Below are 26,610 nucleotides of genomic sequence, written 5' to 3'. Positions count from 1 at the left end.
TGGGCTCAGTGGGCTCAGCGGGGGCCTGAGGGGCAGGTGGGCTGGAGCACGGCGCGAGCTGGTCGAGCAGGGAGTCGATTCGACGGAGGTGGTCGAGCGCCGCCCCCGGTGCGCCGGCCCTGGCCGGTGGAGCCGGCGGCGCCGCCCTGCCCGCCCTGACCGCGACGGGGCTGACCCGAGCCGGCCGCGGGGGCCTGCCCGGTCGCACCCGAACCGGCGCGACGGCCGCGGCCGCCCGCCGCCGGGGCCCCGCCGCCGGTGGCCGCGCCGGTGCGCGGACCACCGGAGCGGCGGCGCGAGCCGCCGCCGTTGCCGTTGCCCGAGCCGGTGCGCTGCTTCGGCGGGGTCGCCTGCGGCACCTCCAGCACCACGGGGATGCCCGAGGGCGCCTTGGCGCCGGTGAGGCGGGCCAGCTCCTCGTCGGAGGACTTGATCTGCGCGGTGCGCGGCGAGATGCCGGCGTCCGACATCAGACGGGTCATGTCGCGCTTCTGGTCGGGCAGGACCAGGGTGACGACGCTGCCGGACTCACCGGCGCGGGCGGTGCGGCCACCGCGGTGCAGGTAGTCCTTGTGGTCGGTCGGCGGGTCCACGTTGACGACGAGGTCGAGGTCGTCGATGTGGATGCCGCGCGCGGCCACGTTGGTGGCGACCAGCGCGGTGACCTCGCCCGTCTTGAACCAGTCGAGGGTGCGGTTGCGCTGCGGCTGCGAGCGGCCGCCGTGCAGACCGGAGGCCCGCACGCCGTCGGCGAGGAGCTTCTTGACCATGCGGTCGACCGCGCGCTTGGTGTCGACGAACATGATCACCCGGCCGTCGCGAGCGGCTATGCGCGTCGCCACGGCCTTCTTGTCGGTCTCGTCCATGACGTACAGGACGTGGTGCTCCATGGTGGTGACCGCGCCGGCCGACGGGTCGACGGAGTGGCCGACCGGGTCGTGCAGGAACATCTTGACGAGCTTGTCGATGTTCTTGTCGAGCGTCGCCGAGAACAGCATGGTCTGGCCCTCGGGCTCGACCTGCTTCAGGAGCGCGGTGACCTGCGGCATGAAGCCCATGTCGGTCATCTGGTCGGCCTCGTCGAGGACCGTGATGGCGACCTGCGAGAGGTCGGCGTCACCGCGGTCGATGAGGTCCTTCAGGCGGCCGGGGGTGGCGACGACCACTTCGGCGCCGCGGCGCAGGGCGCCGGACTGCCGGTTGATCGACATGCCGCCGACGACGGTCGCGATGCGCAGGTTGACGGAGGTGGCGTAGGGCGCCAGCGCGTCGGTGACCTGCTGCGCGAGTTCACGCGTCGGTACGAGGACCAGGGCGAGCGGCTGCTTCGGCTGTGCCCGGCGGCCGGCGGTACGGGCCAGCAGGGCCAGGCCGAAGGCCAGCGTCTTGCCGGAGCCGGTGCGGCCGCGGCCGAGCAGGTCACGGCCGACGAGGGAGTTCGGCAGCGTCGCGGCCTGGATCGGGAAGGGTTCGGTCACGCCCTGGGCGGCGAGGGTCTTCAGCAGCGCCTCGGGCATGTCCATGTCCTCGAACGCGGGCACCGGCGGGAGGGCCGGGGTCAGCGGTTCGGGCATGGTGAATTCTTGCGGCCGGGCTACGGGGGCGGACTTCTGCCGTCCCGCGCCAGCCTTCGGACGCCCCTGGGCCGTACCTCGACCCCTGGTGGGGCGGCGGCTGGGTCGTGCGGAGCTGGAGCTGGTCATGCGGAAAATGCCCTCCTGATACCGGCAGGTAAAACGCTGAAACGCCGAGACGCTGAAACGCGGTCTTGCGAACGCGGTCTTGCGAACGCGGTCGAGACAGCAGACAAGCCGGGGCCCGCACCTCACGGCGCGGACCCCGGCATGCTGAAGGAATTAGGCGGGGACGATGTTCTCCGCCTGGGGGCCCTTCTGGCCCTGCGTGACGTCGAAGGACACGCGCTGGCCCTCCTGGAGCTCACGGAAGCCCTGGGTGGCGATGTTCGAGTAGTGGGCGAACACGTCCGGACCGCCACCGTCCTGCTCGATGAAGCCGAAGCCCTTTTCAGAGTTGAACCACTTCACGGTACCTTGTGCCATTTTGAATCTCCTGAATAGGCGGCAAGGGCCCCATCCGGAGACTCCGGTAAAAACAATTAAAGCGCCTGTCGGAGCATTCCCGTCAGGCGCACATAAAGTTCATGGGTACCACAACTGCAACGAGCTCTAAGCTAGCACACGTCCGCCGGGGCGCGCTGCCCCGGGCGTGTGACCTGCCCCGGAAGGGTTCCGGAGCAGGACGCGACCGCGGCCGGCACCGGGCCCGGCGGCGGCCCGGCGGCGGCCCGGAGACGGCCCGCGTGGCGCTACAGCCGCTCGATGATCGTCACGTTCGCCTGGCCGCCGCCCTCGCACATCGTCTGGAGGCCCCAGCGGCCTCCGGTGCGTTCCAGTTCGTGCAGGAGGGTGGTCATCAGCTTGACGCCGGTGGCGCCCAGCGGGTGGCCGAGGGCGATGGCGCCGCCGTTGACGTTCACCCGGGAGGGGTCGGCGCCCGTCTCCTTCAGCCAGGCCAGGACCACGGGGGCGAAGGCCTCGTTGATCTCGACCAGGTCGATGTCGGCGAGCGACATGCCGGTCTTCTTCAGGGCGTGCGCGGTGGCCGGGATGGGCGCCGACAGCATCCGGATCGGGTCCTCGCCGCGTACGGACAGGTGGTGGATGCGGGCGCGCGGGCGCAGGCCGTGTTCGCGGACGGCCCGTTCGGAGGCGATCAGCAGGGCCGCCGCGCCATCGGAGACCTGGGAGGAGACGGCCGCCGTGATGGTGCCGCCCTCGACGACGGGCTTGAGGCCCGCCATCTTGTCCAGGGTGGTGTCGCGGCGCGGTCCCTCGTCGACGCGTACGTCCCCGTACGGCACGGTCTCGCGCTCGAAGCGGCCCTCGTCGATGGCCAGCAGGGCCCGCTGGTGGGAGCGCAGGGCGAACTCCTCCATGTCGCGGCGCGTGATGCCCCACTTCTCGGCGATGAGCTGGGCCCCGTGGAACTGGTTGACGGGGGCGTCGCCGTAGCGGGCCCGCCAGCCGGCCGAGCCGGCGTAGGGGCCCTCGGTGAGGCCCAGCGGTTCCGCCGCCTGTCGGGAGGCGAAGGCGATCGGGATCATCGACATGTTCTGGGTGCCGCCGGCGACCACCAGGTCCTGGGTGCCGGACAGGACGCCCTGGGCCGCGAAGTGCACGGCCTGCTGCGAGGAGCCGCACTGGCGGTCGACGGTGACCCCGGGGACCTCCTCGGGCAGGCCCGCGGCCAGCCAGGCCGTCCGGGCGATGTCCCCGGCCTGCGGTCCGACGGTGTCGAGGCAGCCGAACACCACGTCCTCCACGGCGGCCGGGTCGATCCCGGAGCGTTCGACCAGCGCCTTCAGCACGTGGGCGCCGAGATCGGCGGGGTGGACCGCGGACAGGCCGCCGCCGCGCCGCCCCACGGGGGTGCGCACCGCTTCGACGATGTAGGCCTCGGGCATCGGGTCTCCTCTGTTGGGGTCAGGTACGCAGGGCGATCCCGTCGAGCACCATGGACAGGTACTGGCGGGCGATCTCCTCGGGGCTGTGCTGTCCTCCGGGCCGGTACCAGGACGCCGCGACCCACACCGTGTCGCGGACGAAGCGGTAGGTGAGGCGGATGTCGAGGTCGGCGCGGAAGACCTTGGCCGCGACCCCCCGCTCCAGCGTCCCGAGCCAGGCCTTCTCGAACTTCTGCTGCGAGTCGGAGAGGTAGTGGAAGCGGGGCTGGGCGGAGAGGGTGCGCGCCTCCTTCTGGTAGATGGCGACGGCGGCGCGGTGCCGGTCGATCTCCCGGAAGGACTCGGTGACGAGGGCCTCGATGGTCTCCCTGGGGCCGAGTCCGGCGGCGAGGACGGTGTCGTAGCCCTGCCAGAGCTCGTTCAGGAAGGCGGAGAGGATCTCGTCGAGCATCGATTCCTTGGAATCGAAGTGGTAGTAGAGGCTGCCGGCGAGCATGCCGGCGGCGTCGGCGATCTTGCGGACGGTGGTGGCGTTGTAGCCCTGGGCGGCGAAGACCTCGGCGGCGGTGTCGAGGAGTTCGCGGCGCCGCTCGGGTGACGCGGTCACCTGCTGCTTCTTCTTGGCGGCCGGCCGGTCCGTCGGCTGCTCGGCGGGCCGGTCGGTCTGCTGGTTCGTCGGTTTGTTCGTTGGCACGGGCCCATTCTCGGCCTACGCGTGCTGGCTGCTGACCGACACGGTCTCGCCCGTCATGTACGACGAGTAGCCGCTCGCCAGGAAGACGATGACGTTGGCGATCTCCCAGGGCTCGGCGTACCGGCCGAAGGCCTCGCGGGCGGTGAGTTCGGTGAGCAGTTCCTCGCTCGTGACCTTCACCAGGTGCGGGTGCATGGCCAGGCTCGGGGCGACGGCGTTGACGCGTACGCCGAAGGCCGCGGCCTCCAGGGCGGCGCAGCGGGTCAGGGCCATCACCCCGGCCTTGGCGGCGGCGTAGTGGGCCTGGCCGCGCTGGGCGCGCCAGCCGACGACGGAGGCGTTGTTGACGACGGCGCCGCGGCGGCCGGATTCCTTGAAGGAGCGCAGGGCCGCGCGGGTGCAGCGGAAGGTGCCGTTCAGGGTGACGTCGAGGACGCGGTTCCACTGGTCGTCGCTCATGTCGACGAGGTCGGCGGTGCCGCCGAGGCCGGCGTTGTTGACGACGACGTCGAGGCCGCCGAGGGTCTCCTCGGCGAGGGCGAACAGGGCGCGGACCTGTTCTTCGTCGGTGACGTCGCAGGGCAGGGAGGTGACGCGGTCGGCGCCGAACTCGGCGGCGAGGGCGTCCTTGGTCTCCTTGAGCCGGCGGGCGTGGGCGTCGCCGATGAGGATGCGGGCGCCCTCTTCCAGGAAGCGGCGGGCGGTGGCGCCGCCGATGCCGGCGCCGGCGGCGGCGGTGATGACGGCGGTGCGGCCCGTGAGGAGCCCGTGGGGGGCGACGTGGTCGGGAGCGTTCACGCCCGTACCTCCTTGGGAAGGCCGAGGAGCCGCTCGGCGATGAGGTTGCGCCGGATCTCGTCGGAGCCGGCGTGGATGGTGTCGGCGCGGGAGAACTCGGGCCGGCCGACGCAGGTCCGGCCGTGATCGGCCATGTGCCGTTCCCAGGCCGGGCGTTCGGCGAAGGCCTCGTGTTCGCGGCCGGGTCCGCCGCGTCCCTTGAGGGCCGCGAACTCTCCGGTGAGGTGGGCGCGGAGCCAACTCCGGACCTCCGTGCGGAACTCCTCGACGCTGCTCATGGCCGTACGTTAACCTACCAAACACTTGTTAGGGAAGGATGTCGGTATGCCCACTGACGACTCCGCCGCGCCGGTGCTCCACGAGCGCCGCGGCCCGGTCGCGTACGTGACGATGAACCGCCCCGCTACCGCAACGCCCGGAACAGCGCGATGACCTACGCCCTGGACGACGCCTTCCACCGGGCCGCCGATGACCCGGAGGTCACCGTGGTCGTCCTCGCCGGGGCCGGCGAGCACTTCTGCGCGGGCCACGACATCGGCACCCCCGGGCCCGACGCCCACCTGCCCTTCGAGCGGCGGGCCGGCCTGGGGTGGGACCACAGCACCCGCGGCGGGGCGGAGTCCCGCTTCGCCCGGGAGTCGGAGGCCTACCCGGGGATGTGCCGGCGCCGGCGGGAACTGCCCCAACCGGTGATCGCCTCGGTCCACGGGGCGTGCGTCGCGGGCGGGCTGATGCCGGCCAGGGTGTACGACCTGATCATCGCGAGCGAGGACGCCCTCTTCGCGGACCCCGTCGTACGGATGGGCATCCCGGGCGTCGAGTACTTCGCGCACCCGTGGGCGATGCCGCCCCGGATCGCGAAGGAGTTCCTCTACACCGGCGACCGGATGCCCGCCCGCCGCGCGTACGAGGTCGGCATGGTCAACCGGGTCGTCGGGCGGGAGGCGCCGGCCGCCGAGACGGACCGGTTGGCGCTGCGGATCGCCGAGGTGCCCGGCTTCGGGCCGGCCCTGACCAAACGGGCCGTCAACCAGGCCGAGGACCTCCAGGGCCTGCACGCCGGCATGGACTCGGTGTTCGGCCTGCACCACCTGGCGCACTCGCACAACGCCGAGACGGCGGCGGACTCGCTCGGCGGCATGAACGTGGCCGCCATGAAGGAGGCGAACGGCTGATGGACCTCGATCACTCGGCGGACGTGGAGGCCTTCCGGACCGAGGCCCGCGCCTGGCTCCGCGCGCACGTCCCCGACCGGCCCCTGCCCTCCCTGGAGACGGCCGAGGGGTTCGCCGCGCACCGGGAGTGGGAGGCCCTGCTGCACGCAGGCCGCTGGTCGGTGGTGTCCTGGCCCGAGGAGCACGGGGGCCGGGGCGCCGACATCGAGCGGTGGCTGGTCTTCGAGGAGGAGTACTGGGCGGCCGGCGCGCCCGGCCGGGTCGCGCAGAACGGCATCAGCCTGCTGGCCCCGACCCTCTTCGACCACGCGAGCGCCGAGCAGCGGGCCCGGGTGCTGCCGCCGATGGCCGGCGGCGAGGTGATCTGGGCGCAGGCCTGGTCGGAGCCGGAGTCCGGCTCCGACCTGGCGTCGCTGCGCTCCCGCGCGGTGCGCACGGAGGGCGGCTGGCTGCTGTCCGGGCAGAAGACGTGGTCCTCGCGGGCCGCCTTCGCCGACCGGGCCTTCGGGATCTTCCGTACGGACCCGGACGCCCCGAAGCCGCACCAGGGCCTGACGTACCTGATGTTCGACCTGCGGGCGCCGGGCGTGACGGTGCGGCCCATCGGGCGGCTCGACGGGAAGCCGGCCTTCGCCGAGCTCTTCCTCGACCGGGTCTTCGTCCCCGACGAGGACGTCATCGGGGAACCCGGGCAGGGCTGGCGCATCGCGATGTCGACGACCGGCAACGAGCGGGGGCTGACCCTGCGCTCCCCCGGCCGCTTCCTGGCGGCCTCGCGGCGGCTGGTGGACCTGTGGCGGGAGGTGGGCGACCCGGCCGACACCGCGCTGCGCGACCAGGTCGCGGACGCGGTGGTCGGGGCGCGCGCCTACGAGCTGTTCACCTGGGCGGGCGCGACCCGTTTCGCGGCGGGCGCGACGATCGGCGCCGAGTCCAGCCTGAACAAGGTGTTCTGGTCCCAGTACGACATCGCCCTGCACGAGAGCGCGCTGGACCTGCTGGGTCCGGACGCCGAGCTGGCGGACGGGCCGTGGGCCGAGCCGTGGGTGTTCTCGCTGGCCGGGCCGATCTACGCGGGCACCAACGAGATCCAGCGCGACATCATCGCCGAGCGGCTGCTCGGCCTCCCGAAGGGCCGCCGCTGATGCGCTTCCGGCCGACCGACGAACAGTCGGACTTCGCCCGTACGCTGCGCTCCCTGCTCGGCGCGGCCGCCGTCCCGGCGACGGTACGGGCCTGGGCGGACGGGGACCACGGGCCCGGACTCGCGCTGTGGTCGCGGCTCGCGGACACCGGCCTGTTCGCGTTGGCCGTGCCGGAGGCGTACGAGGGCCTCGGGCCGCTGCCGGTGGAACTGGCTCTGGCGTTCGTGGAGTTGGGGAGGGCGGGGGTGGCGGGACCGGTCGTGGAGAACGTGGCCGCGTCGGTGCTGCTCGCCCGGCTGGGGGACGACGCGCAGGCGAAGCGGTTCCTGCCGGGGTTGGTCTCGGGCGGCGCCCCGGCCACGCTGACGCTGCCGGGCGGTTCCCCGTACGCCCTGGACGCGGACGCGGCCGCGTACCGCTTCACCGTGTCCGCGGCGGGCGAGCTGCGGCTGGCGCGGGCCCCCGGCGAAGCGCTCGCCTCCCTCGACCCGGCGCGCCGGCTGTCGGCGCCGGCGCCGGCGGGCGGCGAAATGCTCGCCGCGGGGCCGGCCGTCACGGCGGCGGCCGAGGAGGCGCTGCGCTGGGCGCGACTGCTGACGGCGGCGCAGTGCCTGGGCCTCGGGGAGGCCCTGCTGGCGGCCACGGTGGAGTACGCCAAGCAGCGCAGCCAGTTCGGGACGCCGATCGGCGGCTTCCAGGCGGTGAAGCACCGGCTGGCGGACACCCTGCTGGCGTTGGAGTTCGCCCGGCCGTTGGTCTGGGCGGCGGCGCTGTCCCTGGAGCCGGGCGAGGTCGCGGCGGCGAAGCTCACGGCCGGGGAGGCGGCGTACGGGGCGGCGCTGACGGCGCTCCAGGTGCACGGCGCGATCGGCTACACGCAGGAGCTGGACCTGTCGCTGTGGCTGCGCAAGGCCCGCCCCCTGCGCGACGCCTGGGGCACCCCGACCGCCTGCCGAGCGGAGGTCGTCCGGGGCCTCGGGCGGCAGGGGTAGCCCGGGGGCGCGGCGCCCGGCGCCGGCGTCAGCCGAGGCGGGCCACGTGGACGGAGACGACGTACGGCTCCTCGATCGTTCCCGCCGGGAAGAGGCGCCGGAGTCGGGTGCGTTCGACGTCCATGAAGGCGCGGGTGGCCTCCTCGCCGAGGAGGAGGAAGCCGGAGTGGCTGGAGAGGTTGGCGAGGTGCGCTTCGAGGGGGATGCGGCGCGACCAGCTCACGGTCCGGGAGACGAAGTCGGCGCCGATGCCCTGTGGGAGGGTGCGGAACCGGGTGGCGCCGTCGGCGGCGAAGAACGCGCGTATCCGGGCGCCCTGTTCGGCGACCCAGGGCACGGACTCGTCGATGTCGTTCCACCAGATCGCCAGCGAGCCGCCCGGCCGCAGCACGCGCCGGGCCTCGGGGACGGCGCGGGCCGGGTCCGTCCAGTGCCAGGCCTGGGCGTAGGTGACGAGGTCGAACGCGCCGCCGGCCAGCGGCAGTCGGTCGCCGTCCCCACGGACGACGGGGACCCCGGGGAGGGCCCGCCGGAACTCGGCGACCATCCCGTCCCCGGGCTCCACCGCGAGCACCCGGGCCCCGCGCGCGTGCATCGGCCCGGTGCCGATGCCGGTGCCCGCCCCGACGTCGGCCACCCGGGCTCCGGCGAGCGGCCGGCCGGACAGTTGCTCGACGGCGTCGTACAGTCCGTCGGGGTAGCCGGGGCGGTGCGCCGCGTAGAGGGCGGCGGCGCTGTCGAAGGAGCGGGCGCGTGTGGTCATCCCTCCATTGTTCGCGCCGACCGCCGCCGCCGACCAGCCCTTTCGGGCAACCCGGCGGGGGTCGGGCGGCGGAGGTCGGCTCAGTGGTACTCGGCGACGACCTCGATGCGGCCGACGATGTGCGCGTTGAACTCGGGGAGTTCCTCGGCGGGGACCCACAGCTCCAGGATCGTCTCGCCGCCCGCCTGCCGGACCGGATAGCGCTCCAGGAAGGCGGAGTCCACCTCGAAGCGGGTCACGTAGCCGGCGCCGTCGTGCTTGACATTCCAGTCCCGGGCGATGCGGGTCGCGTAGTCCTCGTTCAGCACCGGGTAGAAGATCGGCTGCTCGGGCAGCCGGGGCGGCCAGGCGCGGTGGTCGAGGGCGCGGACCAGGTCGAGTTCGACGGGGCCGGTGGGACGCCAAAGGGTGGTGGTGGGTGCCGTGCGCGGGGACATGCCGAGAGAACCTACGCGACCGGCGGTGCGCCCCGCGAGCGGGTTTCAGCGGCGGGGCGCGCCCCGTGAGAGGCGCAGCAGGATCACGGTCTGGAGCAGCAGCAGGGCCACGAGGGCGACGCCGGCGGCCAGGGGTTCGGCCGGTGGGCCGTACTGGTCACGGACGGTGGCGCCGAGCCGCGCCGCCCCGACCGCGATCAGGGCGACCAGGAAGCGGGCGGTGAACTCGGCCCGCGTTCCGTGCGGTACGGCGGAGCCGATGACGAACACCGCGAGCAGGACCGGGATCCAGGGCGCCCCGACCTCGGACAGCAGCAGGGCGGCCCCGGCCTCCACGGCGAGGAGCAGGCAGGTGCGCAGGAGGAAACCAGGCATGGACACATCATGTCGGACCCGCTCGGGCGGAACCGGGTTGATCCGCCCCGCGGACGCGTCCTAGGATCCACGGCAAGGGCGGGGTCGTGGCACAGAGGTCGATGCACCCCCCTACAAGGGGAAACACGCCGGTTCGAATCCGGCCGCCCCGCCCCCTCCCCCGCCGGGAACCCGACGGTCACGGCGTGGCCGCCAGCCAGGCCGCCATCGCCGCCCGGGCCGCCGCGCCGGCCGGCAGCGGCAGGCCCAGGAAGCCGTGGAAGACGCCCGGGTGGAGCCGGACCTCGCAGTCCACGCCCGCCTCCCCCAGCCGGCGCCCGTACGCCAGCCCCTCGTCCCGCAGCGGGTCGCAGTCCGCGAGGACGATCAGCGCGCGGGGCAGTCCGGCCAGGTCGGGGGCGCACAGCGGGGAGACGTGCGGGTGGGCCGGGTCGCCGCCGTACTGGTCCCAGTACCAGGCCATGTGGGCGGCGGTGTGGAAGTGGTCGCGCCCGTACGTGGTCACGGACGCGGAGCCCATCGAGGCGTCCAGCGGCGGGTACGCCAGCAGCTGTCCGGCGACCAGCTCCGGGGCCCGCAGCGCGGTGACGGCGGCCAGGTTGCCGCCGCTGGAGTCCCCCGCGACGACCACCCGCGCGGGGTCGCAGCCCAGCGCGGGCGCCTCGGCCCGGGCCCACAGCAGCACGCTCAGCGCGTCGTCGGCCGCCGCCGGCCAGGGGTGTTCGGGGGCCAGCCGGTAGTCGGCCGAGACGATCACCGCCCCGGAGGCCAGGGCCAGTTCGCGGCAGAGCCGGTCATGGGTGTCCAGTCCGCACATCACCCAGCCGCCGCCGTGGAACCAAACGACCAGCGGCCGGTCCGCGGCGTCCGGCGCGGGATCGTAGACCCGTACGGGGACGCCCCCGGCGACGGTGTCGCGTACGGAGGCCACCTCCGGGCCGGGCGGTCCGGGGACGGCCGCCGCCCGCAGGGCGCTCACGTCGCCGGGGCCGGGGAAGCCGGCCGTCATCGCGTCGCACAGCAGTCGGGCCGCCGGCGACAGGGAGTCCGCGCTCATCCGGTCGTCAGCCCCCCGTCGACCGTGAACTCGGCGCCCGTCACGTACGAGGAGGCGTCCGAGCACAGGAACAGCACCAGTTCGCCGACCTCCCGCGGCCGGCCCATCCGCCCGAGCGGTACGTGGGACCAGTCCCGGCCGGCGACGGCCCCGGCCACCATCGGGGTGTCCACGGCCCCCGGGTGCACGGAGTTGACCCGGATCCGGTCCCCGGCCAGGTCGAGCGCCGCCGAACGGGTCAGCCCCCGCAGGGCGAACTTGCTGGAGCCGTAGGCGGCGTGGCCGCGGATCCCGACGAGTCCGGCCGTGGAGGAGATGTTGACGATCGAGCCGCCGCCGGCGGCCCGCAGCAGGGGCGCCACCGCCTGGATGCCGAGGAACGGGCCCAGCAGGTTGACCCGCAGCAGTTCCTCGAAGCCCTCGGCGCTCTGCCGCTCGACGTGCGCGGTGCGCCACAGGGCGGCGTTGTTGACGAGCGCCGAGACCGTGCCGAAGGCGGCGACGGCCGCCTCGGTCACCCCCGCCCAGCTCGCGGCGTCGGCCACGTCGTGCTGGACGTAGAGCCCCCGGTCGCCGAGTTCGGCGGCGACCGCGCGGCCCTCCTCCTCCCGGATGTCGGTGACGACGACCCGCGCCCCGGCCTCCACGCACAGCCGGGCCTCCTCTGCGCCCTGCCCGCGCCCGGCGCCGGTGATGACGACGACCTTCCCGTCGAGGGGGATCACGGCTCAGCCCTCCAGTGCCGGGGCGGCCCCGGCGGCGTCCCGGGCGGCCCGGGCGGCCCGGGCGGCCTGCGCGTCCCGGGCTTCCGGGGCTTCTTCCAGGGCACGGAAGTGTGGGATGACCTTCTCGCCCCACTGGCGGATGGTCTCCATGCAGGCCTCCTGCGGCACGGTGCCCATCTGGATCAGGCACATCACCTCGTCGACGCCGATCTCGCGGAGCTGCTCCACGTAGGCGATGGCCGTCTCGGCGCCGCCGTACGCGTGCTCCGCGTTGTAGGTGCCGGTGTCGACCGGGCGGGCCGGGATGTTGGCCTCGTGCAGGCGGGCGACCAGCTCGTCGCGGCCCCGGGCGAGCGCGGCGGCGTGGGACGCGGCGTCCTCGTCCTCGGACCAGCCGGTGGGCGCGGGGGCGTTGCCGTACCAGTGCGCGATGGACTCGGCGAAGAAGCGTTGTCCGCGGGTGCCCAGGCGCAGGGCCCGTTCGGCGTCGTCGAGGACGATCGTCGGGCACAGCGCGGAGAGGTGGTCGTTGACCTCGCTGGACACCAGGCGCTCGCCGGTGCGGCCGGCGATGGCCTCGTCGTAGACCTTCCGCATGGTGCGTACGTCGTCGGCACCGGCGAAACCCAGCACCAGGGCTCCGATGCCCAGTTCGGCGGCGAGCTTGAGGGTGTCGTGCTTGGAGCAGGCCATGAACAGCGGCGGGTGCGGGTCCTGCACGGGTCGGGGCAGGATCGCCCCGGGCCCGATGTCGAGGGAGCCGTGCCACTCGAACTCCCGCTCGCGCCAGGCCGCGGAGAAGATCCGCAGCGCCTCCTCCATCTGCGGGTAGGTGTCCTCGGGCCGCACCCCGTACATGGACATCTCCTGGCGGGTGGCCCCGCGGCCGGCGCCGATGTCGACGCGTCCGCCGGACAGCACGTCGAGCATCGCGGCCCGTTCGGCCACGCGGACCGGGTGCTGGTAGCCGAAGGGCATGGTGACCACGCCGTGGCCGATGCGGATCTTCCGCGTCCGGGCGGCGACCCAGGTCAGGAAGATCTCCGAGGCGCTCATGTGGGCGTACTGGGTGAGTGAGTGGTGTTCGACCGCCCAGATCCGGTCGAACCCCATCTCCTCGGCGAAGACGGCCTGTTCGACGCAGTCGTGGATGACCTGGCGTTCACGTTCGGGGGTGGGGTCGACGAGCTGCGCCTCGAAGATCATCGAGAACTTCACGGTGAGGTTCCTCCGTCCGGGACCTGGCCTGTGTTTCTAATAGGAATACTTCTAGCAGTCACACTCTTCGGAGGGAAGGGCACTGCGGGGAGCGGTCGTAGACTGCGCTGCGTGGCAGACGACACGAACAAGCGCACGCTCCCCGCGACCAGCTGGGCGGTGCTCGGCCTGCTCTCCTTCGGCGAGGAGCTGTCCGGCTACGACCTGAAGAAGTGGTCGGACTGGTCCCTGCGCTTCTTCTACTGGAGCCCGTCCTTCAGTCAGATCTACAGCGAGCTCAAGCGACTGGAGAAGGCCGGCTACGCCACCTCGCGGATGATCGCCCAGGACACCGGCACCCGCGACAAGCGCGTCTACCGGATCACCGACGAGGGCATGGCGGCCGTACGGGAATGGGCGCGCGAGGCGCCCGTCGACCCGCCGGTGCTCAAGCACGGGCCGATGCTGCGGATGTGGCTGGGCCACCTGCTGGAGCCGGAGCAGATGCGCGAAGTACTGGTCGGGCACCAGGAGTTCGCGGATAAGATGCGCCGCCGGGCGGTGGCCGACACCGAGGGCGTGAAGGACGAGGCGGCGTGGGCGTACCCCGCGCTCACCCTCAAGTGGGCCGAGCGGTACTACGCCTCCGAGCGCGACCTCGCGGCGGCCATGCTGGAGGACATCGACGCCCTCCCGAAGGAGCCCGGCAAGCGCCCGTAGGCCCGCCGGAAGTAGAGCAGCGGCGCGCCGCCGCGGTGCGCGGTCAAGGTGGTGACGCGGCCGAGCGCGATGAGGTGGTCGCCGCCGTCCAGCACGTCCTCCACCTCGCACTCCACGGTCGCGAGGACCCCGTCGAGCAGGGGCGCGCCGGCCGCGCCCGGCCGCCGGGGCGCGCCGGCGGCCCTCTTCCAACGCGCCCACGGCGGCAGCCAGTTGTTCGGGGCGCCGGCCACGCACCGGGAACGACTTGCCGCGATGCTCGGATTCGTGCCACCGCCCTGACGTACCCTCGGGCCCATGACGGGCAGCGCGATCGACCTCCGCAAGGTACGGGAAACCGCTCCGGCCCTGGTGAACCTGTACAAGAGCGCCGGGATCTCGCTGCGCAAGCACGGCCTGGAGGGCAGCCGGGCGGCGGTATACCTCGTCCTCGACCACTCCGGGTCGATGCGCCCGTACTACCGCGACGGCAGCGTCCAGGCGCTCGCCGACCGGGTCCTGGGCCTGTCCGCGCACCTGGACGACGACGGGCGGATCCCGGTGGTGTTCTTCTCCACGGAGGTCGACGCCGTCGAGGAGATCACTCTCGGCGGGCACGGGGGTCGCGTCGACGCGATCGCCGCGGGCCTCGGCCACATGGGAAAGACCTCCTACGACGCGGCGATGGAAGCCGTCATCGACCACTACCTGGACTCGGGGGCGAGCGAACCGGCTCTGGTCGTCTTCCAGACGGACGGCGGCCCGAGCAGCAAGCTCGCGGCGGAGAGGTACCTGTGCAAGGCGGCCCGGCTCCCGCTGTTCTGGCAGTTCGTCGGCTTCGGCAACACCCGTAGCGGCCAGTTCGACTTCCTGCGCAGGCTGGACGAGCTGCCCGTCCCCGCGAAGCGGGTGGTGGACAACGCCGGCTACTTCCACGCCGGCACCGACCCGCGCGCGGTGGCGGACTCGGAGCTCTACGACCGGCTCCTCGGCGAGTTCCCGGCGTGGCTCGTCGCGGCCCGCGCGGCGGGGATCGTGCGCGCCTGACCGCCCGTCGTCGATCCCGGGCGCTTTGATGGAGGGATGACGACGAACAACTGGTCCGCCTTCGAAGAGGCGGAACCCGAATTCGCGGCGGCCGTCCGGGCCCGCTTCGCCCGGTTCCCGCACCACGTCCTCGCCACCCTCCGCAAGGACGGCTCCCCCCGCGTGGCCGGCCTCAACGTCGACTTCCGCGGCGGCGAACTGTGGCTCGGCATGATGGCGGGGTCCATGAAGGCCAAGGACCTCCAGCGCGATCCGCGGTTCGCCCTGCACACCAACCCGGGCGAGGGCGAGACGATGCCCGACGGGGACGTACGGATCTCCGGGCGGGCCGTGGAGATCATCGACCCGCCGGAGCTGCACCGCTACGCGGAGGAGACCGAGAGCCCGCACCCCTTCCACCTCTTCCACGCCGACCTGACCGAGGTGGTCCACATCGGCGTGGACGGCGACGACCTCGTGGTGCGGTCCTGGACCCCGGCGGGCGGCGTGCGCACCCTGCGCCGGGGCAACGACGACGAGCCGCCGCGCGAGGACCCGCCGGGCGGGCGGCCGGCCGTCAGCTGAGCGGCGGGAGTCCGCCGACGGGGCCGAGCGCGGCCGGGTCCACGTCCAGCCAGTTCCGGTCGATGTTGAGGGTCACCCCGCCGTACGAGGCGTCGTGGTCGCCCCGGAACTGGTGGGCCCGGCGCGGCCCGACCCATTGCGGGGTGCGCCCGGACAGGCCCATGTCCTGGTCGGAGACCGAGGCCGCCCCGTTCCACCGGGCGCCCCACAGCACGTCGGGCATGGCCTGCGGGGCCTGGTGGTAGTGGGCGCTGAGCGCCTTGACCCCGGAGCTCGCGGCCACGTACGCCCCCGAGCGGAAGCCCCGCTCGTGCAGCCGGACCGTCCACGCCGTGAGGTAGGCCACCGAAGGGGCGTCCCAGGTCGCGCGGTCGGAGTAGTTCTCCAGGTCGTTGTAGAGCACCGTGCCCTCGGGCAGTCCGAGGGCACGGGCCGCGTCCACCGCCCCGTCGGCGGCGTCCCGGCCCTGCTCGTTCGCCCGGGACGGGTCGGTCGACAGCCCGGTGCTCTTGCTGTGCCAGGGCTGCGGGCCCACCCAGATCGGCATCAGGTGCCAGCCCGCGGCGGCCTGCCGGCGGACCCAGGCGGCCGTGAGCTGCGGCTGGGCGCAGGCCCGGGCCCGGCCGCCGATGTAGACGCCGACCGCGCGGAAGGGAGAGCGGGCCCGCCAGCTGTCCATCGAGCGCTGGTTCGGGGCGGTGCAGGCGTCGAACCCCTCGCCGGTGAAGGCCTCCTGCGCTGAGCGGGGCGCCCGGACGGCCGCCCGGACGGCGCTCACGACGGCAGCGGCCGGCCCCGACCGGGCGACGGCGCCCTCGGCCTCGGCCGGGGATCGGCCGGCGGCGACGGCCCGCGCCAGGAGGGCCCGTACGGTGTCGGGCGCGGCCCCGTACGAGAGGGTGGCCATCACCCCGGAGCGGCGCAGGGCGTACCGCACCTCGTTGCTGTCCCCCTCGGTCGGGGGCAGGGCCCGGCCCCCGTCGACCGCGAGGGTCGGGATGTCGGCGCGCGGCGGGGCGCCGGCGATCGGCTCCAGGTGGAGGGTGTCGGCGCGGGTGGCGGCGGCCCGGCCGGTGCACTCGCTCTGGGTGCCGGCGTGCCCGAGGTACAGGGTGGGCACGTCCAGACGCAGGCAGGCCTCGGGGTGCCGGTCGAGGTCGATGACCCGCCAGTCGGCGGGCAGGTCCAGGCGCAGACCCTGGTAGTCGACGGTCCGCTCGGCCGCGGCGGCGGTGACGGCGGGCGCCAGGGACGCGACGGGCAGCAGCAGGGCGGCGCCCAACAGGCGGCGCAGCGGCGTTCGGGAGGGCATGGGGCCCAGAGGTACCAGAGTCCGCGGCCGCCCCGCCGGGCCGGCGGGCGGCCCGGATGGTCCGTCCGGCCCAGGGTCGCGGCGCGGGAACGCCCGCCGGTTGCGGTGTTCCTGACGCGCCGACGGGTGGGGCGGCGCCCCCGTCACCCGCACGAGCGAACCGGGCCTCCGGGCCGCGTCGGGGCACCGTCCGGACCGGAGCCGGTGTGCGGCGCACACCCCCGTGGTGCGCCGCCCACCGGCCCCGCTCGGTCAGCACGGTCCCGGGTTGTCCGGCGGGAGGAACACCGCGGCGAGGGCCCGGTCCGACCCTGACCGCCTACCGGGCGGTCCACCGCGCGGGGCGCGGTCCCGGGCTTCCCCCCGGCTCCAGGGGTGTTGTCGGTGGGACCGGTTGGCGTGGTGCGCGTCGAACACGTTCGCGAACTCACGGGGGAAGACATGAAGTACACGCAGACGTTCAGGGGGGCCGCGGCGCCGTCACGCTCGCGGCCTTCGGCGCCGCTCTGGCGACGACGCTCGGGGCGGGCCAGGCCCATGCGGACGAGGAACTCATCGGCTACCCGGGGCCGGACGGGCTCATCTGGGTCCAGGAGCAGGTCGGTGACGGCGGCTTCGTCTCGGGCGGGCTGGCACCGTGGCTGGACGGCTTCACCACCTTCGCCTGCGAGGGCGGCGGCATCGAGGTCACGTTCCGCGTCGACGAGCACCCCGACAGGAACCCGGCGCCCTTCACCCTGGACTGCCCGTCCGGCACCCCGGCCCGTGTCACCGTCCCCCTCGGCACCGGGCTGAAGGGCGGCTTCGGCGCCGAGGTGAAGGCCTCGTCACCGTCCATACGCTGGGGCGCCACGGTGGTCCAGCCGGAGTAGTCGACCTGAAAGGTGCCCGCCCCCTCGATGCGCGGAGCCGGCGGGCAATGGGACCGCCGGCAACTCGGCGCAGACTTAAGGCGACTTGAACCCGGCGCAGGCCGTTTTACCGACTCGGTCACCGCGGATCTCGAATTCGTCCGCGAGGGCGGTCACCAGCCAGAGCCCCCGGCCCCGCTCGGCGTCAGGTTCCGCGGGTTGCGCAGTCGGGCGACCCGGCCCGCTGTCGCGCACTTCGAGCCACAGGATCCCCGCCCCTCGGGCAATGCGGACGGAGAACTCACGCCCCCACGGAACTCCATGCAGCACGGCGTTCGAAGCAAGCTCCGAAACGCAGAGCCGCATGTCGTCCCGCCGCTCGTACGCACCCCACTCGGCGAGCGTGTCACCGACGAACTGCCTGGCAGCACGCACCGAGGTGCGCGCGCGAGGGAAACGCTGCTGCCGGGACAAGGACACAGGCCCCACCACCTTCACTCTGTGCTTCCAGAACCACACCGAACGTATCGCTATTCGCGAAAGGCGGCAAGGTTTGCGAGGGTGGGCTCACTCCATCCCGTCGCATACCGTGGGGGGTTGGAGCATTCACCACATCCAGGAGGCATCGTGAGCGGCAATGAGTGGACCAGCACATCGATGCCGTACCTGACCCCGCGAGCGGCCGGCACCACCGACGCGTGGGCCAACGAGGCCAGGGCGGTGGGCCGCACCGGAAGTCAGCGCATCGTCCACGCAGGCAAGGTTCCGGCGCCCGCAGACGTAGCGCCCCTCCTACGCCTGCCCGAGGGAGACCCCGTAGTGGTGCGCCGCCGGATCATCGAACTCGACGACGAACCTAACGAGTTGACGGACACGTACTACCCGGCGGACATCGCGTCGGGCACCCCTCTGGCCGCCAAGGAAAAGATCCGTGGCGGCGCCGTGACCCTCCTCGCCACCCTCGGACACGTAGGCGTACGGGTCGTGGAGAATGTGACGGCAAGGATGCCGCGCGTCGAGGAACGCGAGCAGCTCCGCCTCGGCTCAGGCGAACCAGTGCTCCAACTCACGCGCATTACCTATGACACGGCGGACCGACCTATCCAAGCGGACGTGCTGGTCATGCCGGCCACCCGTCAACAGCTGCGGTACGAGATCAGGATCGGTTGACCCTTGCCCCGCTCCGAAGCCGAAGCACTCGATCCGCGGCCGCTCCACGCCCGCATCGCTGCCGATCTCCGCGACGAGATCATGAGCGGCGGTATCGCGCCAGGAGCCAAACTGCCGTCGACCGCACAGTTGAAGGCCCGGTTCGACGCCTCCAACGCCACGATCCAGAAGGCCGTTCAGCTCCTGAAGGACGAAGGACTCGCGATCGGCCGCGCGGGAGCCGCTGTCACGGTGCGGGAGAACCGACAGCGAACCCTCCGACCCGCGAAATCCCTCACACGGGCGGTGGACGGAGAAGCGTACCCATGGCTCGCCGAGTTCTCCGAGCAACCTTCGGCCGCACGCAGCACGCTGCTCGCGGTCGAAGAGGTTCGCACCACTGGTGACGTCGCCGCCGCACTCGGATGCGCTGAGGGAAGTCCGGCCGTGTGCCGCCGCCTGCTGATCCGCATCGACGGCGAACCTGCGGAGCTGGTGAGTTCGTACTATCCGCCGGACATCGCCCACGGCACTCCGCTGACCGAACCGCGCAGGATCCGAGGTGGCACTCCGACGCTGCTCGCAGAACTGGGGTTTCCGCCCCGTCGCAGCGTCGACCGGATCTCCGCCAGGGTCGCGACACAGGAGCAGTACACCACCCTCCGGCTGCCCGGCGACCTTCCGATCCTCCGCACCCTTCGTACGGTGTACGGGGACGACCAGCGAACCATCGAGGTCACGGTGATGGTCAAGGCAGGGCACCTGTACGAGCTGCGGTACGAGTTCGATCCCCAATAACCCTCCCCGAACGCCACGGCGCCCGTCATCCCTGGTCGGGGACATGACGGGCGCCGTGTCGGGGTTCCGCACTTCGCTGTACGGACCGTATGAGGGGTCCCGCCCCGGGGGGCGGGGGTACCGCGGGGGGGGGTGTTACACCATCAGGGAGCGGTCGGTCGGCTTGACCGGGTACGGGAGGGCGCTGCTGCCGGTCAGGAAGCGGTCCACGCCGCGGGCGGCCGAGCGGCCCTCCGCGATGGCCCAGACGATGAGCGACTGGCCGCGACCGGCGTCACCGGCGACGAAGACGCCGTCGACGTTGGTCGTGTAGGAGGCGTCGCGCTCGATGTTGCCGCGCGCGTCCAGCGCCAGACCGAACTGCTGGACCAGGCCGTTCTCCTGGTCGGTGCCCGTGAAGCCCATCGCCAGGGTGACCAGCTGCGCGGGGAGGACGCGCTCGGTGCCGGGCTTCTGGACGAGCTTGCCGTCGACGAACTCGACCTCGACCAGGTGCAGGGCCTTCACGTGGCCGTTCTCGTCGCCCTCGAAGTGGGTGGTGGAGACGGAGTAGACCCGCTCGCCGCCCTCCTCGTGCGCCGAGGTGACCTTGTACAGCATGGGGAACGTCGGCCAGGGCTGGTTGGCGTTGCGCTCCTCGCCCGGCTTCGGCATGATCTCCAGCTGCGTGACCGAGGCCGCGCCCTGACGGTGGGCGGTGCCCACGCAGTCCGCGCCGGTGTCACCGCCACCGATCACGATGACGTCCTTGCCCTCGGCCGTGATCGGCGGGGCCATGAAGTCGCCCTCCTGGACCTTATTGGCCAGGGGCAGGAACTCCATCGCGAAGTGGATGCCGCCGAGCTCGCGTCCCGGGACCGGCAGGTCGCGGGAGACGGTGGCGCCGGCCGCGATGACGACCGCGTCGAACCGCTTGCGCAGGTCGGTGGCCGTGATGTCCCGGCCGACCTCGATGCCCGTACGGAACTTGGTGCCCTCCGCGCGCATCTGCTCGATGCGGCGGTTGATGTGCACCTTCTCCATCTTGAACTCGGGGATGCCGTAGCGCAGCAGGCCGCCGATGCGGTCGGCGCGCTCGTACACGACCACGGTGTGGCCGGCCCGGGTCAGCTGCTGGGCGGCGGCCAGACCGGCCGGACCCGAGCCGATGACGGCGGCGGTCTTGCCGGACAGCCGTTCCGGGGGCTGCGGGGTGACGTGGCCGCTGTCCCAGGCCTTGTCGACGATCGAGACCTCGACGTTCTTGATGGTGACGGCCGGCTGGTTGATGCCGAGCACGCACGCCGACTCGCACGGAGCGGGGCACAGCCGGCCCGTGAACTCCGGGAAGTTGTTCGTCGCGTGCAGGCGCTCCGACGCGGCGGTCCAGTCCTCGCGGTACGCGAAGTCGTTCCACTCCGGGATCAGGTTCCCGAGCGGGCAGCCGTTGTGGCAGAACGGGATGCCGCAGTCCATGCAGCGGCCGGCCTGCTTGCTGATGATCGGGAGCAGCGAGCCCGGGACGTAGACCTCGTTCCAGTCCTTGAGGCGGTCAGCCACGGGACGGGAACAGGCGGTTTCGCGCGCGGTGGTGAGGAAGCCCTTCGGGTCAGCCATGGGTCGCCGCCTCCATCATCTTCTCCGTGGTCTCGGATTCCGAGAGTCCGGCCAGCTCAGCGGCGTCCTTGGCGGCGAGCACTGCCTTGTACGTGGTGGGGATGATCTTGCTGAACCGGTCCACCGAGGCGGGCCAGTCGGCGAGGAGCTTCGCGGCCACGGTCGAGCCGGTCTCCTCCTCGTGGCGGCGCACCACGTCGTGCAGCCACTGCTTGTCGGTGTCGGAGAGTTCGGTCTCGACCGCGCCGGTGTTGCCGACGTTGACGTTGTTCGGGTCGAGGTCGATGACGTAGGCGGTGCCGCCCGACATGCCGGCCGCGAAGTTGCGCCCGGTCTCGCCGAGGACGACTGCCTGGCCGCCGGTCATGTACTCGCAGCCGTGGTCGCCCACGCCCTCCGAGACGACCAGGGCGCCGGAGTTGCGGACGCAGAAGCGTTCGCCGGTGCGGCCGCGCAGGAACATCTCGCCGCCGGTGGCTCCGTAGCCGATGGTGTTGCCGGCGATGGTGGAGTACTCGGCGAGGTGGTCGGCGCCGCGGTCCGGGCGGACGACGACGCGGCCACCGGAGAGGCCCTTGCCGACGTAGTCGTTGGCGTCGCCCTCCAGGCGGAGGGTGATGCCCTTCGGCAGGAAGGCGCCGAAGGACTGGCCGGCGCTGCCGGTGAAGGTCAGGTCGATGGTGTTGTCGGGCAGGCCCGCACCGCCGAACCTCTTGGTGACCTCGTGGCCGAGCATCGTGCCGACGGTCCGGTTGATGTTGCGGATCGCGACCTGGGCGCGGACCGGTTGGGCGTCCACGGCCGTCGCGGCGTTCAGCGCGTCGGCGGCGAGCTTGATCAGCTCGTTGTCGAGGGCCTTCTCCAGACCGTGGTCCTGCTCGATGAGGGCGTGGCGGACCGCGCCCTCGGGCAGCGCGGGCACGTGGAAGAGGGGCTCCAGGTCGAGGCCCTGCGCCTTCCAGTGCGTGACGGCCTTGCTGGTGTCGAGGAGCTCGGCGTGGCCGACGGCCTCCTCGATGGTGCGGAAGCCCAGCTCGGCGAGGATCTCGCGCACTTCCTGCGCGATGAACTCGAAGAAGTTGACGACGAACTCGGGCTTGCCGGAGAACCGGTCGCGCAGCACCGGGTTCTGGGTGGCGATGCCGACGGGGCAGGTGTCCAGGTGGCAGACGCGCATCATGACGCAGCCGGAGACGACGAGCGGCGCGGTCGCGAAACCGAACTCCTCGGCGCCGAGCAGCGCGGCGATGACGACGTCCCGGCCGGTCTTGAGCTGGCCGTCCGTCTGGACCACGATGCGGTCGCGCAACCCGTTGAGCAGCAGCGTCTGCTGGGTTTCGGCGAGGCCGAGCTCCCAGGGTCCGCCCGCGTGCTTCAACGAGGTGAGCGGGGAGGCACCCGTACCGCCGTCGTGGCCGGAGATCAGGACCACGTCCGCGTGCGCCTTGGAGACGCCCGCGGCGACCGTGCCGACGCCGACCTCGGAAACCAGCTTCACGTGGATGCGGGCGACCGGGTTGGCGTTCTTGAGGTCGTGGATCAGCTGGGCGAGGTCCTCGATGGAGTAGATGTCGTGGTGCGGCGGCGGGGAGATCAGGCCGACGCCCGGGGTGGAGTGGCGGGTCTTGGCGACCCACGGGTACACCTTGTGGCCGGGCAGCTGGCCGCCCTCGCCGGGCTTGGCGCCCTGCGCCATCTTGATCTGGATGTCGTCCGCGTTGACCAGGTACTCGGAGGTCACACCGAAGCGGCCGGAGGCGACCTGCTTGATGGACGAGCGCCGCGCCGGGTCGTAGAGGCGGTCCGGGTCCTCGCCGCCCTCACCGGTGTTGGACTTGCCGCCCAACTGGTTCATGGCGATGGCGAGGGTCTCGTGCGCCTCCTTGGAGATGGAGCCGTACGACATGGCTCCGGTGGAGAAGCGCTTGACGATCTCGGAGATCGGCTCGACCTCGTCGATGGAGATCGACGGGCGGCCGCCGCCTTCGGCGTCCTTGAAGCCGAACAGGCCGCGGAGCGTCATGAGGCGCTCGGACTGCTCGTTCACGCGGTCCGTGTACTGCCGGAAGATGTCGTACCGGCGGTTGCGGGTGGCGTGCTGGAGGCGGAAGACCGTCTCCGGGTCGAACAGGTGCGGCTCGCCCTCGCGGCGCCACTGGTACTCGCCGCCGATCTCCAGCGCGCGGTGCGTGGCCGCGATGCCGGAGGCCGGGTACGCCTTGGCGTGACGGGCGGCCACCTCCTTGGCGATGACGTCCAGGCCGGCGCCGCCGATCTTGGTGGCGGTGCCGTTGAAGTAGGCGCCGACGAACTCCTCGTTCAGGCCGACGGCCTCGAAGACCTGGGCGCCGCGGTAGGAGGCGACGGTGGAGATGCCCATCTTGGACATGACCTTCAGGACGCCCTTGCCGAGCGCGTAGATCAGGTTCTTGATGGCCTGCTCCGGCTCCAGGCCGGTCAGGAAGGTACCGGCGCGCAGCAGGTCCTCGACGGACTCCATGGCGAGGTACGGGTTGACCGCGGCGGCGCCGTAGCCGATGAGCAGGGCGACGTGGTGGACCTCGCGGACGTCACCGGCCTCGACCAGCAGGCCCACCTGGGTGCGCTGCTTGGTGGCGATGAGGTGGTGGTGCACGGCGGAGGTGAGCAGCAGCGACGGGATCGGGGCGTGCTCGGCGTCCGAGTGACGGTCGGAGAGGACGATCAGACGGGCACCGGCCTCGATGGCCGCGTCGGCCTCGCCGCGGATCTCGTCGATCCGGGCGGCCAAGGCCTCGCCGCCGCCGGAGACCCGGTAGAGGCCGGAGAGCGTGGCGGCCTTCATGCCGGGCATGTCGCCGTCGGCGTTGACGTGGATGAGCTTGGCCAGCTCGTCGTTGTCGATGACCGGGAACGGCAGGGTGACGCTGCGACAGGACGCGGCGTTCGGCTCCAGCAGGTTGCCGGCCGGGCCCAGCGAGGACAGCAGCGAGGTGACGAGCTCCTCGCGGATGGCGTCCAGCGGCGGGTTGGTGACCTGCGCGAAGAGCTGCGTGAAGTAGTCGAAGAGCAGCCGGGGGCGCTCGGACAGGGCCGCGATCGGCGAGTCCGTACCCATGGAGCCGAGCGGCTCGCCGGCGGTGCGGGCCATCGGCGCGAGGATGACGCGGAGCTCTTCCTCGGTGTAGCCGAAGGTCTGCTGGCGGCGGGTGACCGAGGCGTGGGTGTGGACGATGTGCTCGCGCTCGGGCAGGTCCGTCAGCTCGATCTCGCCGGTCTCCAGCCATTCGGCGTACGGAGCGGCGGCGGCGAGCTCGTCCTTGATCTCGTCGTCCTCGATGATCCGCTTCTGGGCGGTGTCGACGAGGAACATCTTGCCGGGCTGGAGCCGGCCCTTGCGGACGACCTTGGCCGGGTCGATGTCGAGGACGCCGACCTCGGAGCCGAGGACGACGAGGCCCTCGTCGGTGACCCAGTAGCGGCCGGGGCGCAGACCGTTGCGGTCGAGGACCGCGCCGACCTGGGTGCCGTCGGTGAAGGTGACGCAAGCCGGGCCGTCCCAGGGCTCCATCATCGTGGAGTGGTACTGGTAGAAGGCGCGGCGGGCCGGGGCCATGGAGGTGTGGTTCTCCCACGCCTCCGGGATCATCATCAGCACGCTGTGCGGCAGCGACCGGCCGCCGAGGTGGAGCAGCTCCAGGACCTCGTCGAAGGAGGCCGAGTCGGAGGCGTCCGGGGTGCAGATCGGGAAGATGCGGTCCAGGGCGCCGTCACCGAAGGCGTCGGATGCCAGCTGGGACTCGCGGGCCTTCATCCAGTTCCGGTTGCCCTTGACCGTGTTGATCTCGCCGTTGTGCGCGACGAAGCGGTACGGGTGGGCGAGCGGCCAGGACGGGAAGGTGTTCGTCGAGAACCGGGAGTGGACCAGGGCGAGCGCCGAGGCGAAGCGGCGGTCGGAGAGGTCCGGGAAGAAGGGCTCCAGCTGGCCGGTGGTCAGCATGCCCTTGTAGACGATGGTCCGGGCGGAGAGCGACGGGAAGTACACGCCGGCCTCGCGCTCGGCGCGCTTGCGCAGCACGAACGCCTTGCGGTCCAGCTCGATGCCGGTCGTCCCGTTGCTCACGAAGAGCTGACGGAAGGCCGGCATGGTGGCGCGGGCGCCGTTGCCGAGCAGGTCGGGGGTGACAGGGACCTCGCGCCAGCCGAGGACCGTGAGGTTCTCCTGGGCGGCGATGGCCTCGATCTGCTCCACGGCGACGGCCTGTGCGGTGCCGTCGGCGGGGAGGAAGGCGATGCCGACGGCGTAGGCGCCGGCCTCGGGAAGGTCGAAACCGGCCACGTCGCGCAGGAACGCGTCGGGGACCTGGGAGAGGATTCCGGCGCCGTCGCCCGAGTCCGGCTCGGAGCCGGTCGCGCCACGGTGCTCAAGGTTCCGCAGTACGGTCAGTGCCTGCTCGACGAGGGTGTGGGTCGCCTCGCCGGTGAGGTTCGCCACGAATCCGACGCCACAGGCGTCCTTCTCGTTGCGCGGGTCGTACATGCCCTGCTGGGCGGGGCGACCGTCCATGGGCGACCAGGCGTTGGTGCTGGGGCCGGTCGCGGAGTGCGTGGATGCGGAACGCATCGGCTCTCCCGTCGTCGTCGTGGCATATGTGCATAGCCGAGGGACGACGTTGGCCCTCTGCGAAATTTCGTGCAGGTTACATGATGACGGCAATCCCGAGAAGCGGATATTGCGTTCCAACATGCGGACATCGCACGAAGCAGGAAGAAGAGGGACCTTCGCGGAGGCCGTAGCCGTTTCCGCAGTGCTTCTGCGGCCACGACCCGGGGCGGAGGTCCCGGCGCGAGGCGGGCATCATTGCCCGCGCGCCAAGGTGGAATGCCCGGTGGACATGATTTCGAAACCACCGAGTAACGAACTACTTATGTTGCGCACTGCATAGTGTCTCACTCCCGCGACGGTTAGCCTACGGCGCTGCCGATCCACGTGCCCAGGATGTACGTCACACCCGCGGCGGCGCCACCCAGGACGAGCTGACGCAGGCCGCTGTACCACCAGGACCGGGCCGTGACCCGGGAGACGACCGCGCCGCAGGCGAACAGTCCCATCAGCGCGAGCAGCACCGCGGGCCACAGACTGGTCGCCCCGAGCAGGTACGGCAGTACGGGGAGCAGCGCGCCGAGCGCGAAGGAGCCGAACGAGGAGATCGCGGCGACGGCCGGCGAGGGCAGGTCGTCGGGGTCTATCCCGAGCTCCTCGCGGGCGTGGATCTCCAGCGCCTGCTCCGGGTCCCGGGACAGCTGCATGGCGACCTCGCGGGCCAGCGTCGGCTCGACCCCGCGCGAGACGTACAGCTCGGCCAGCTCCTCCATCTCGTCGACGGGGTGCTTGCGCAGCTGCTGGCGCTCGACGTCGAGCTCGGCCAGGACCAGCTCGCGCTGCGAGGCCACCGAGGTGTACTCACCGGCGGCCATCGAGAAGGCGCCGGCCGCGAGACCGGCCAGTCCGGTGATCACGACGGTCTGCGGGGCGACCGCGCCGCCGGCGACGCCGGTCATCAGGGCGAGGTTGGAGACCAGTCCGTCCATGGCACCGAACACGGCCGGCCGCAGCCATCCACCGTTGACGTCCCGGTGGGTGTGGTTGTCACGGTGGGCGGTGTGCAGCGGTGCTTCGATGTCGATGATGGACATGCGTCGATCCTCCCCATTTGTGCGTGCGGGTACGCGAAAGCCACGCGAGCCCGGCCCACGCGGGGCCACTCCCCCT

25 protein-coding genes, 1 tRNA gene and 2 pseudogenes are annotated in these 26,610 nt (G+C 72.3%); 10 read left to right on the top strand and 18 right to left on the bottom strand.

Going from position 1 to position 26,610, the window contains the following annotated elements; all coding sequences use genetic code 11:
• Positions 1–14 precede the first annotated feature (14 nt).
• From AB0D46_RS25425 to AB0D46_RS25400, 6 genes and pseudogenes are all read right to left on the bottom strand, one after another.
• On the bottom strand, positions 15–1,703 hold the full coding sequence (locus tag AB0D46_RS25425) for a DEAD/DEAH box helicase (RefSeq protein ID WP_362880649.1): 1,689 nt from the start codon (positions 1,701–1,703) through the stop codon (positions 15–17).
• A 153-nt stretch (positions 1,704–1,856) separates the two neighbouring features.
• Positions 1,857–2,060: a cold-shock protein gene (locus tag AB0D46_RS25420; RefSeq protein WP_007502648.1), complete on the bottom strand. Its 204-nt coding sequence runs from the start codon at positions 2,058–2,060 to the stop codon at positions 1,857–1,859.
• A 266-nt stretch (positions 2,061–2,326) separates the two neighbouring features.
• Positions 2,327–3,484 carry an acetyl-CoA C-acetyltransferase gene (locus AB0D46_RS25415; RefSeq protein ID WP_362880648.1) on the bottom strand — a complete coding sequence of 386 codons (1,158 nt, stop codon included), beginning with the start codon at positions 3,482–3,484 and terminating at the stop codon, positions 2,327–2,329.
• Between the two features lie 19 nt (positions 3,485–3,503).
• Positions 3,504–4,091, bottom strand: coding sequence for a TetR/AcrR family transcriptional regulator (locus AB0D46_RS25410; RefSeq protein ID WP_362880654.1), 588 nt, complete (start codon positions 4,089–4,091; stop codon positions 3,504–3,506).
• Between the two features lie 102 nt (positions 4,092–4,193).
• Entirely contained in the window at positions 4,194–4,976 is a 783-nt protein-coding gene (locus AB0D46_RS25405) for an SDR family oxidoreductase (protein ID WP_362880647.1), read from the bottom strand.
• Between the two features lie 20 nt (positions 4,977–4,996).
• Positions 4,997–5,254, bottom strand: a pseudogene (locus tag AB0D46_RS25400) (hypothetical protein); the annotation flags it as partial.
• A gap of 46 nt (positions 5,255–5,300) precedes the next feature.
• On the opposite strand from AB0D46_RS25400, the pseudogene AB0D46_RS25395 reads away from it, so the two are divergent.
• From AB0D46_RS25395 to AB0D46_RS25385, 3 genes and pseudogenes are all read left to right on the top strand, one after another.
• A pseudogene (locus tag AB0D46_RS25395) lies at positions 5,301–6,151 on the top strand (enoyl-CoA hydratase).
• The gene (locus tag AB0D46_RS25390; RefSeq protein ID WP_362880646.1) at positions 6,151–7,296 is read left to right on the top strand and encodes an acyl-CoA dehydrogenase family protein; all 1,146 of its coding nucleotides are present in this window, start codon (positions 6,151–6,153) and stop codon (positions 7,294–7,296) included. Before AB0D46_RS25395 ends, AB0D46_RS25390 begins: the two are co-directional and overlap by 1 nt.
• Positions 7,296–8,288, top strand: a complete 993-nt coding sequence (locus AB0D46_RS25385) for an acyl-CoA dehydrogenase family protein (protein WP_362880645.1) — start codon at positions 7,296–7,298, stop codon at positions 8,286–8,288. Before AB0D46_RS25390 ends, AB0D46_RS25385 begins: the two co-directional genes overlap by 1 nt.
• Before the next feature lie 28 nt (positions 8,289–8,316).
• On the opposite strand, the gene AB0D46_RS25380 is transcribed toward AB0D46_RS25385, so the two are convergent.
• The 3 genes from AB0D46_RS25380 to AB0D46_RS25370 form a co-directional block, all read right to left on the bottom strand.
• Entirely contained in the window at positions 8,317–9,051 is a 735-nt protein-coding gene (locus tag AB0D46_RS25380; protein WP_362880644.1) for a class I SAM-dependent methyltransferase, read from the bottom strand.
• An 80-nt stretch (positions 9,052–9,131) separates the two neighbouring features.
• Positions 9,132–9,488 carry a hypothetical protein gene (locus AB0D46_RS25375; protein ID WP_362880643.1) on the bottom strand — a complete coding sequence of 119 codons (357 nt, stop codon included), beginning with the start codon at positions 9,486–9,488 and terminating at the stop codon, positions 9,132–9,134.
• A 45-nt stretch (positions 9,489–9,533) separates the two neighbouring features.
• Complete coding sequence (locus AB0D46_RS25370) at positions 9,534–9,863, bottom strand: hypothetical protein (protein ID WP_362880642.1); 330 nt, start codon at positions 9,861–9,863, stop codon at positions 9,534–9,536.
• 78 nt (positions 9,864–9,941) lie between these two features.
• Between AB0D46_RS25370 and AB0D46_RS25365 the strand changes: the two genes are divergently transcribed.
• Positions 9,942–10,016, top strand: a tRNA-OTHER gene (locus AB0D46_RS25365).
• Positions 10,017–10,041: 25 nt separating this feature from the next.
• Here the strand turns inward: AB0D46_RS25365 and AB0D46_RS25360 are convergent.
• From AB0D46_RS25360 to AB0D46_RS25350, 3 genes are read right to left on the bottom strand one after another with little or no spacing between them, the layout of a single operon-like run.
• A complete protein-coding gene (locus tag AB0D46_RS25360) occupies positions 10,042–10,920 on the bottom strand; it encodes an alpha/beta hydrolase (protein WP_362880641.1) in 879 nt (292 codons plus the stop codon).
• A complete protein-coding gene (locus tag AB0D46_RS25355; protein WP_362880640.1) occupies positions 10,917–11,645 on the bottom strand; it encodes a glucose 1-dehydrogenase in 729 nt (242 codons plus the stop codon). Before AB0D46_RS25355 ends, AB0D46_RS25360 begins: the two co-directional genes overlap by 4 nt.
• A gap of 3 nt (positions 11,646–11,648) precedes the next feature.
• The gene (locus tag AB0D46_RS25350) at positions 11,649–12,863 is read right to left on the bottom strand and encodes an LLM class flavin-dependent oxidoreductase (protein WP_362880639.1); all 1,215 of its coding nucleotides are present in this window, start codon (positions 12,861–12,863) and stop codon (positions 11,649–11,651) included.
• Between the two features lie 111 nt (positions 12,864–12,974).
• Between AB0D46_RS25350 and AB0D46_RS25345 the strand changes: the two genes are divergently transcribed.
• Positions 12,975–13,562, top strand: a complete 588-nt coding sequence (locus AB0D46_RS25345; protein ID WP_362880638.1) for a PadR family transcriptional regulator — start codon at positions 12,975–12,977, stop codon at positions 13,560–13,562.
• Here AB0D46_RS25345 and AB0D46_RS25340 read toward each other — a convergent pair.
• On the bottom strand, positions 13,481–13,795 hold the full coding sequence (locus AB0D46_RS25340) for a flavin reductase family protein (RefSeq protein ID WP_362880637.1): 315 nt from the start codon (positions 13,793–13,795) through the stop codon (positions 13,481–13,483). The two genes, AB0D46_RS25345 and AB0D46_RS25340, sit on opposite strands and share 82 nt — an antisense overlap.
• Before the next feature lie 64 nt (positions 13,796–13,859).
• Here AB0D46_RS25340 and AB0D46_RS25335 point away from each other — a divergent pair, with 64 nt between their 5' ends.
• Entirely contained in the window at positions 13,860–14,588 is a 729-nt protein-coding gene (locus AB0D46_RS25335; protein WP_362880636.1) for a VWA domain-containing protein, read from the top strand.
• A 36-nt stretch (positions 14,589–14,624) separates the two neighbouring features.
• Positions 14,625–15,152: a pyridoxamine 5'-phosphate oxidase family protein gene (locus AB0D46_RS25330; protein ID WP_362880635.1), complete on the top strand. Its 528-nt coding sequence runs from the start codon at positions 14,625–14,627 to the stop codon at positions 15,150–15,152.
• Here AB0D46_RS25330 and AB0D46_RS25325 read toward each other — a convergent pair.
• Positions 15,145–16,464, bottom strand: a complete 1,320-nt coding sequence (locus AB0D46_RS25325; protein ID WP_362880634.1) for a DUF1906 domain-containing protein — start codon at positions 16,462–16,464, stop codon at positions 15,145–15,147. The genes AB0D46_RS25330 and AB0D46_RS25325 overlap by 8 nt on opposite strands.
• Positions 16,465–16,670: 206 nt before the next feature.
• Here AB0D46_RS25325 and AB0D46_RS25320 point away from each other — a divergent pair, with 206 nt between their 5' ends.
• Entirely contained in the window at positions 16,671–17,336 is a 666-nt protein-coding gene (locus AB0D46_RS25320; RefSeq protein WP_362880633.1) for a hypothetical protein, read from the top strand.
• 75 nt (positions 17,337–17,411) lie between these two features.
• On the opposite strand, the gene AB0D46_RS25315 is transcribed toward AB0D46_RS25320, so the two are convergent.
• Positions 17,412–17,795, bottom strand: coding sequence for an ATP-binding protein (locus AB0D46_RS25315; protein ID WP_362880632.1), 384 nt, complete (start codon positions 17,793–17,795; stop codon positions 17,412–17,414).
• 147 nt (positions 17,796–17,942) lie between these two features.
• On the opposite strand from AB0D46_RS25315, the gene AB0D46_RS25310 reads away from it, so the two are divergent.
• Both AB0D46_RS25310 and AB0D46_RS25305 read left to right on the top strand, forming a co-directional pair.
• Positions 17,943–18,485, top strand: a complete 543-nt coding sequence (locus AB0D46_RS25310; RefSeq protein WP_362880631.1) for a UTRA domain-containing protein — start codon at positions 17,943–17,945, stop codon at positions 18,483–18,485.
• A gap of 3 nt (positions 18,486–18,488) precedes the next feature.
• Positions 18,489–19,262 carry a GntR family transcriptional regulator gene (locus AB0D46_RS25305; protein ID WP_362880630.1) on the top strand — a complete coding sequence of 258 codons (774 nt, stop codon included), beginning with the start codon at positions 18,489–18,491 and terminating at the stop codon, positions 19,260–19,262.
• A gap of 135 nt (positions 19,263–19,397) precedes the next feature.
• Here AB0D46_RS25305 and AB0D46_RS25300 read toward each other — a convergent pair whose 3' ends face one another.
• The 3 genes from AB0D46_RS25300 to AB0D46_RS25290 all read right to left on the bottom strand — a co-directional run bounded on the left by AB0D46_RS25300 (position 19,398) and on the right by AB0D46_RS25290 (position 26,534).
• Positions 19,398–20,858: a glutamate synthase subunit beta gene (locus AB0D46_RS25300; RefSeq protein ID WP_362880629.1), complete on the bottom strand. Its 1,461-nt coding sequence runs from the start codon at positions 20,856–20,858 to the stop codon at positions 19,398–19,400.
• A complete protein-coding gene (gltB, locus tag AB0D46_RS25295) occupies positions 20,851–25,461 on the bottom strand; it encodes a glutamate synthase large subunit (RefSeq protein WP_362880628.1) in 4,611 nt (1,536 codons plus the stop codon). Before gltB ends, AB0D46_RS25300 begins: the two co-directional genes overlap by 8 nt.
• Positions 25,462–25,802: 341 nt before the next feature.
• Complete coding sequence (locus AB0D46_RS25290; RefSeq protein WP_362880627.1) at positions 25,803–26,534, bottom strand: VIT1/CCC1 transporter family protein; 732 nt, start codon at positions 26,532–26,534, stop codon at positions 25,803–25,805.
• Positions 26,535–26,610: the final 76 nt, after the last annotated feature.

This window comes from Streptomyces sp. NPDC048383 (assembly GCF_040651775.1).
Lineage (GTDB): Bacteria > Actinomycetota > Actinomycetes > Streptomycetales > Streptomycetaceae > Streptomyces.
The sequence above is the reverse complement of the archived record's forward strand: the minus strand, read 5'-3'. Positions and strand labels throughout refer to the sequence as shown.

Bases quoted from the DNA above. Each gene is read 5' to 3' on its own strand.
- AB0D46_RS25385 (WP_362880645.1), top strand. From the start codon at position 7,296: ATGCGCTTCCGGCCGACCGACGAACAGTCGGACTTCGCCCGTACGCTG.
- AB0D46_RS25360 (WP_362880641.1), bottom strand. From the start codon at position 10,920: ATGAGCGCGGACTCCCTGTCGCCGGCGGCCCGACTGCTGTGCGACGCG.
- AB0D46_RS25330 (WP_362880635.1), top strand. From the start codon at position 14,625: ATGACGACGAACAACTGGTCCGCCTTCGAAGAGGCGGAACCCGAATTC.
- AB0D46_RS25300 (WP_362880629.1), bottom strand. From the start codon at position 20,858: ATGGCTGACCCGAAGGGCTTCCTCACCACCGCGCGCGAAACCGCCTGT.
- AB0D46_RS25420 (WP_007502648.1), bottom strand. From the start codon at position 2,060: ATGGCACAAGGTACCGTGAAGTGGTTCAACTCTGAAAAGGGCTTCGGC.
- AB0D46_RS25335 (WP_362880636.1), top strand. From the start codon at position 13,860: ATGACGGGCAGCGCGATCGACCTCCGCAAGGTACGGGAAACCGCTCCG.
- AB0D46_RS25375 (WP_362880643.1), bottom strand. From the start codon at position 9,488: ATGTCCCCGCGCACGGCACCCACCACCACCCTTTGGCGTCCCACCGGC.
- AB0D46_RS25425 (WP_362880649.1), bottom strand. From the start codon at position 1,703: ATGACCAGCTCCAGCTCCGCACGACCCAGCCGCCGCCCCACCAGGGGT.
- AB0D46_RS25325 (WP_362880634.1), bottom strand. From the start codon at position 16,464: ATGCCCTCCCGAACGCCGCTGCGCCGCCTGTTGGGCGCCGCCCTGCTG.
- AB0D46_RS25370 (WP_362880642.1), bottom strand. From the start codon at position 9,863: ATGCCTGGTTTCCTCCTGCGCACCTGCCTGCTCCTCGCCGTGGAGGCC.
- AB0D46_RS25290 (WP_362880627.1), bottom strand. From the start codon at position 26,534: ATGTCCATCATCGACATCGAAGCACCGCTGCACACCGCCCACCGTGAC.
- AB0D46_RS25390 (WP_362880646.1), top strand. From the start codon at position 6,151: ATGGACCTCGATCACTCGGCGGACGTGGAGGCCTTCCGGACCGAGGCC.
- gltB (WP_362880628.1), bottom strand. From the start codon at position 25,461: ATGCGTTCCGCATCCACGCACTCCGCGACCGGCCCCAGCACCAACGCC.
- AB0D46_RS25415 (WP_362880648.1), bottom strand. From the start codon at position 3,484: ATGCCCGAGGCCTACATCGTCGAAGCGGTGCGCACCCCCGTGGGGCGG.
- AB0D46_RS25380 (WP_362880644.1), bottom strand. From the start codon at position 9,051: ATGACCACACGCGCCCGCTCCTTCGACAGCGCCGCCGCCCTCTACGCG.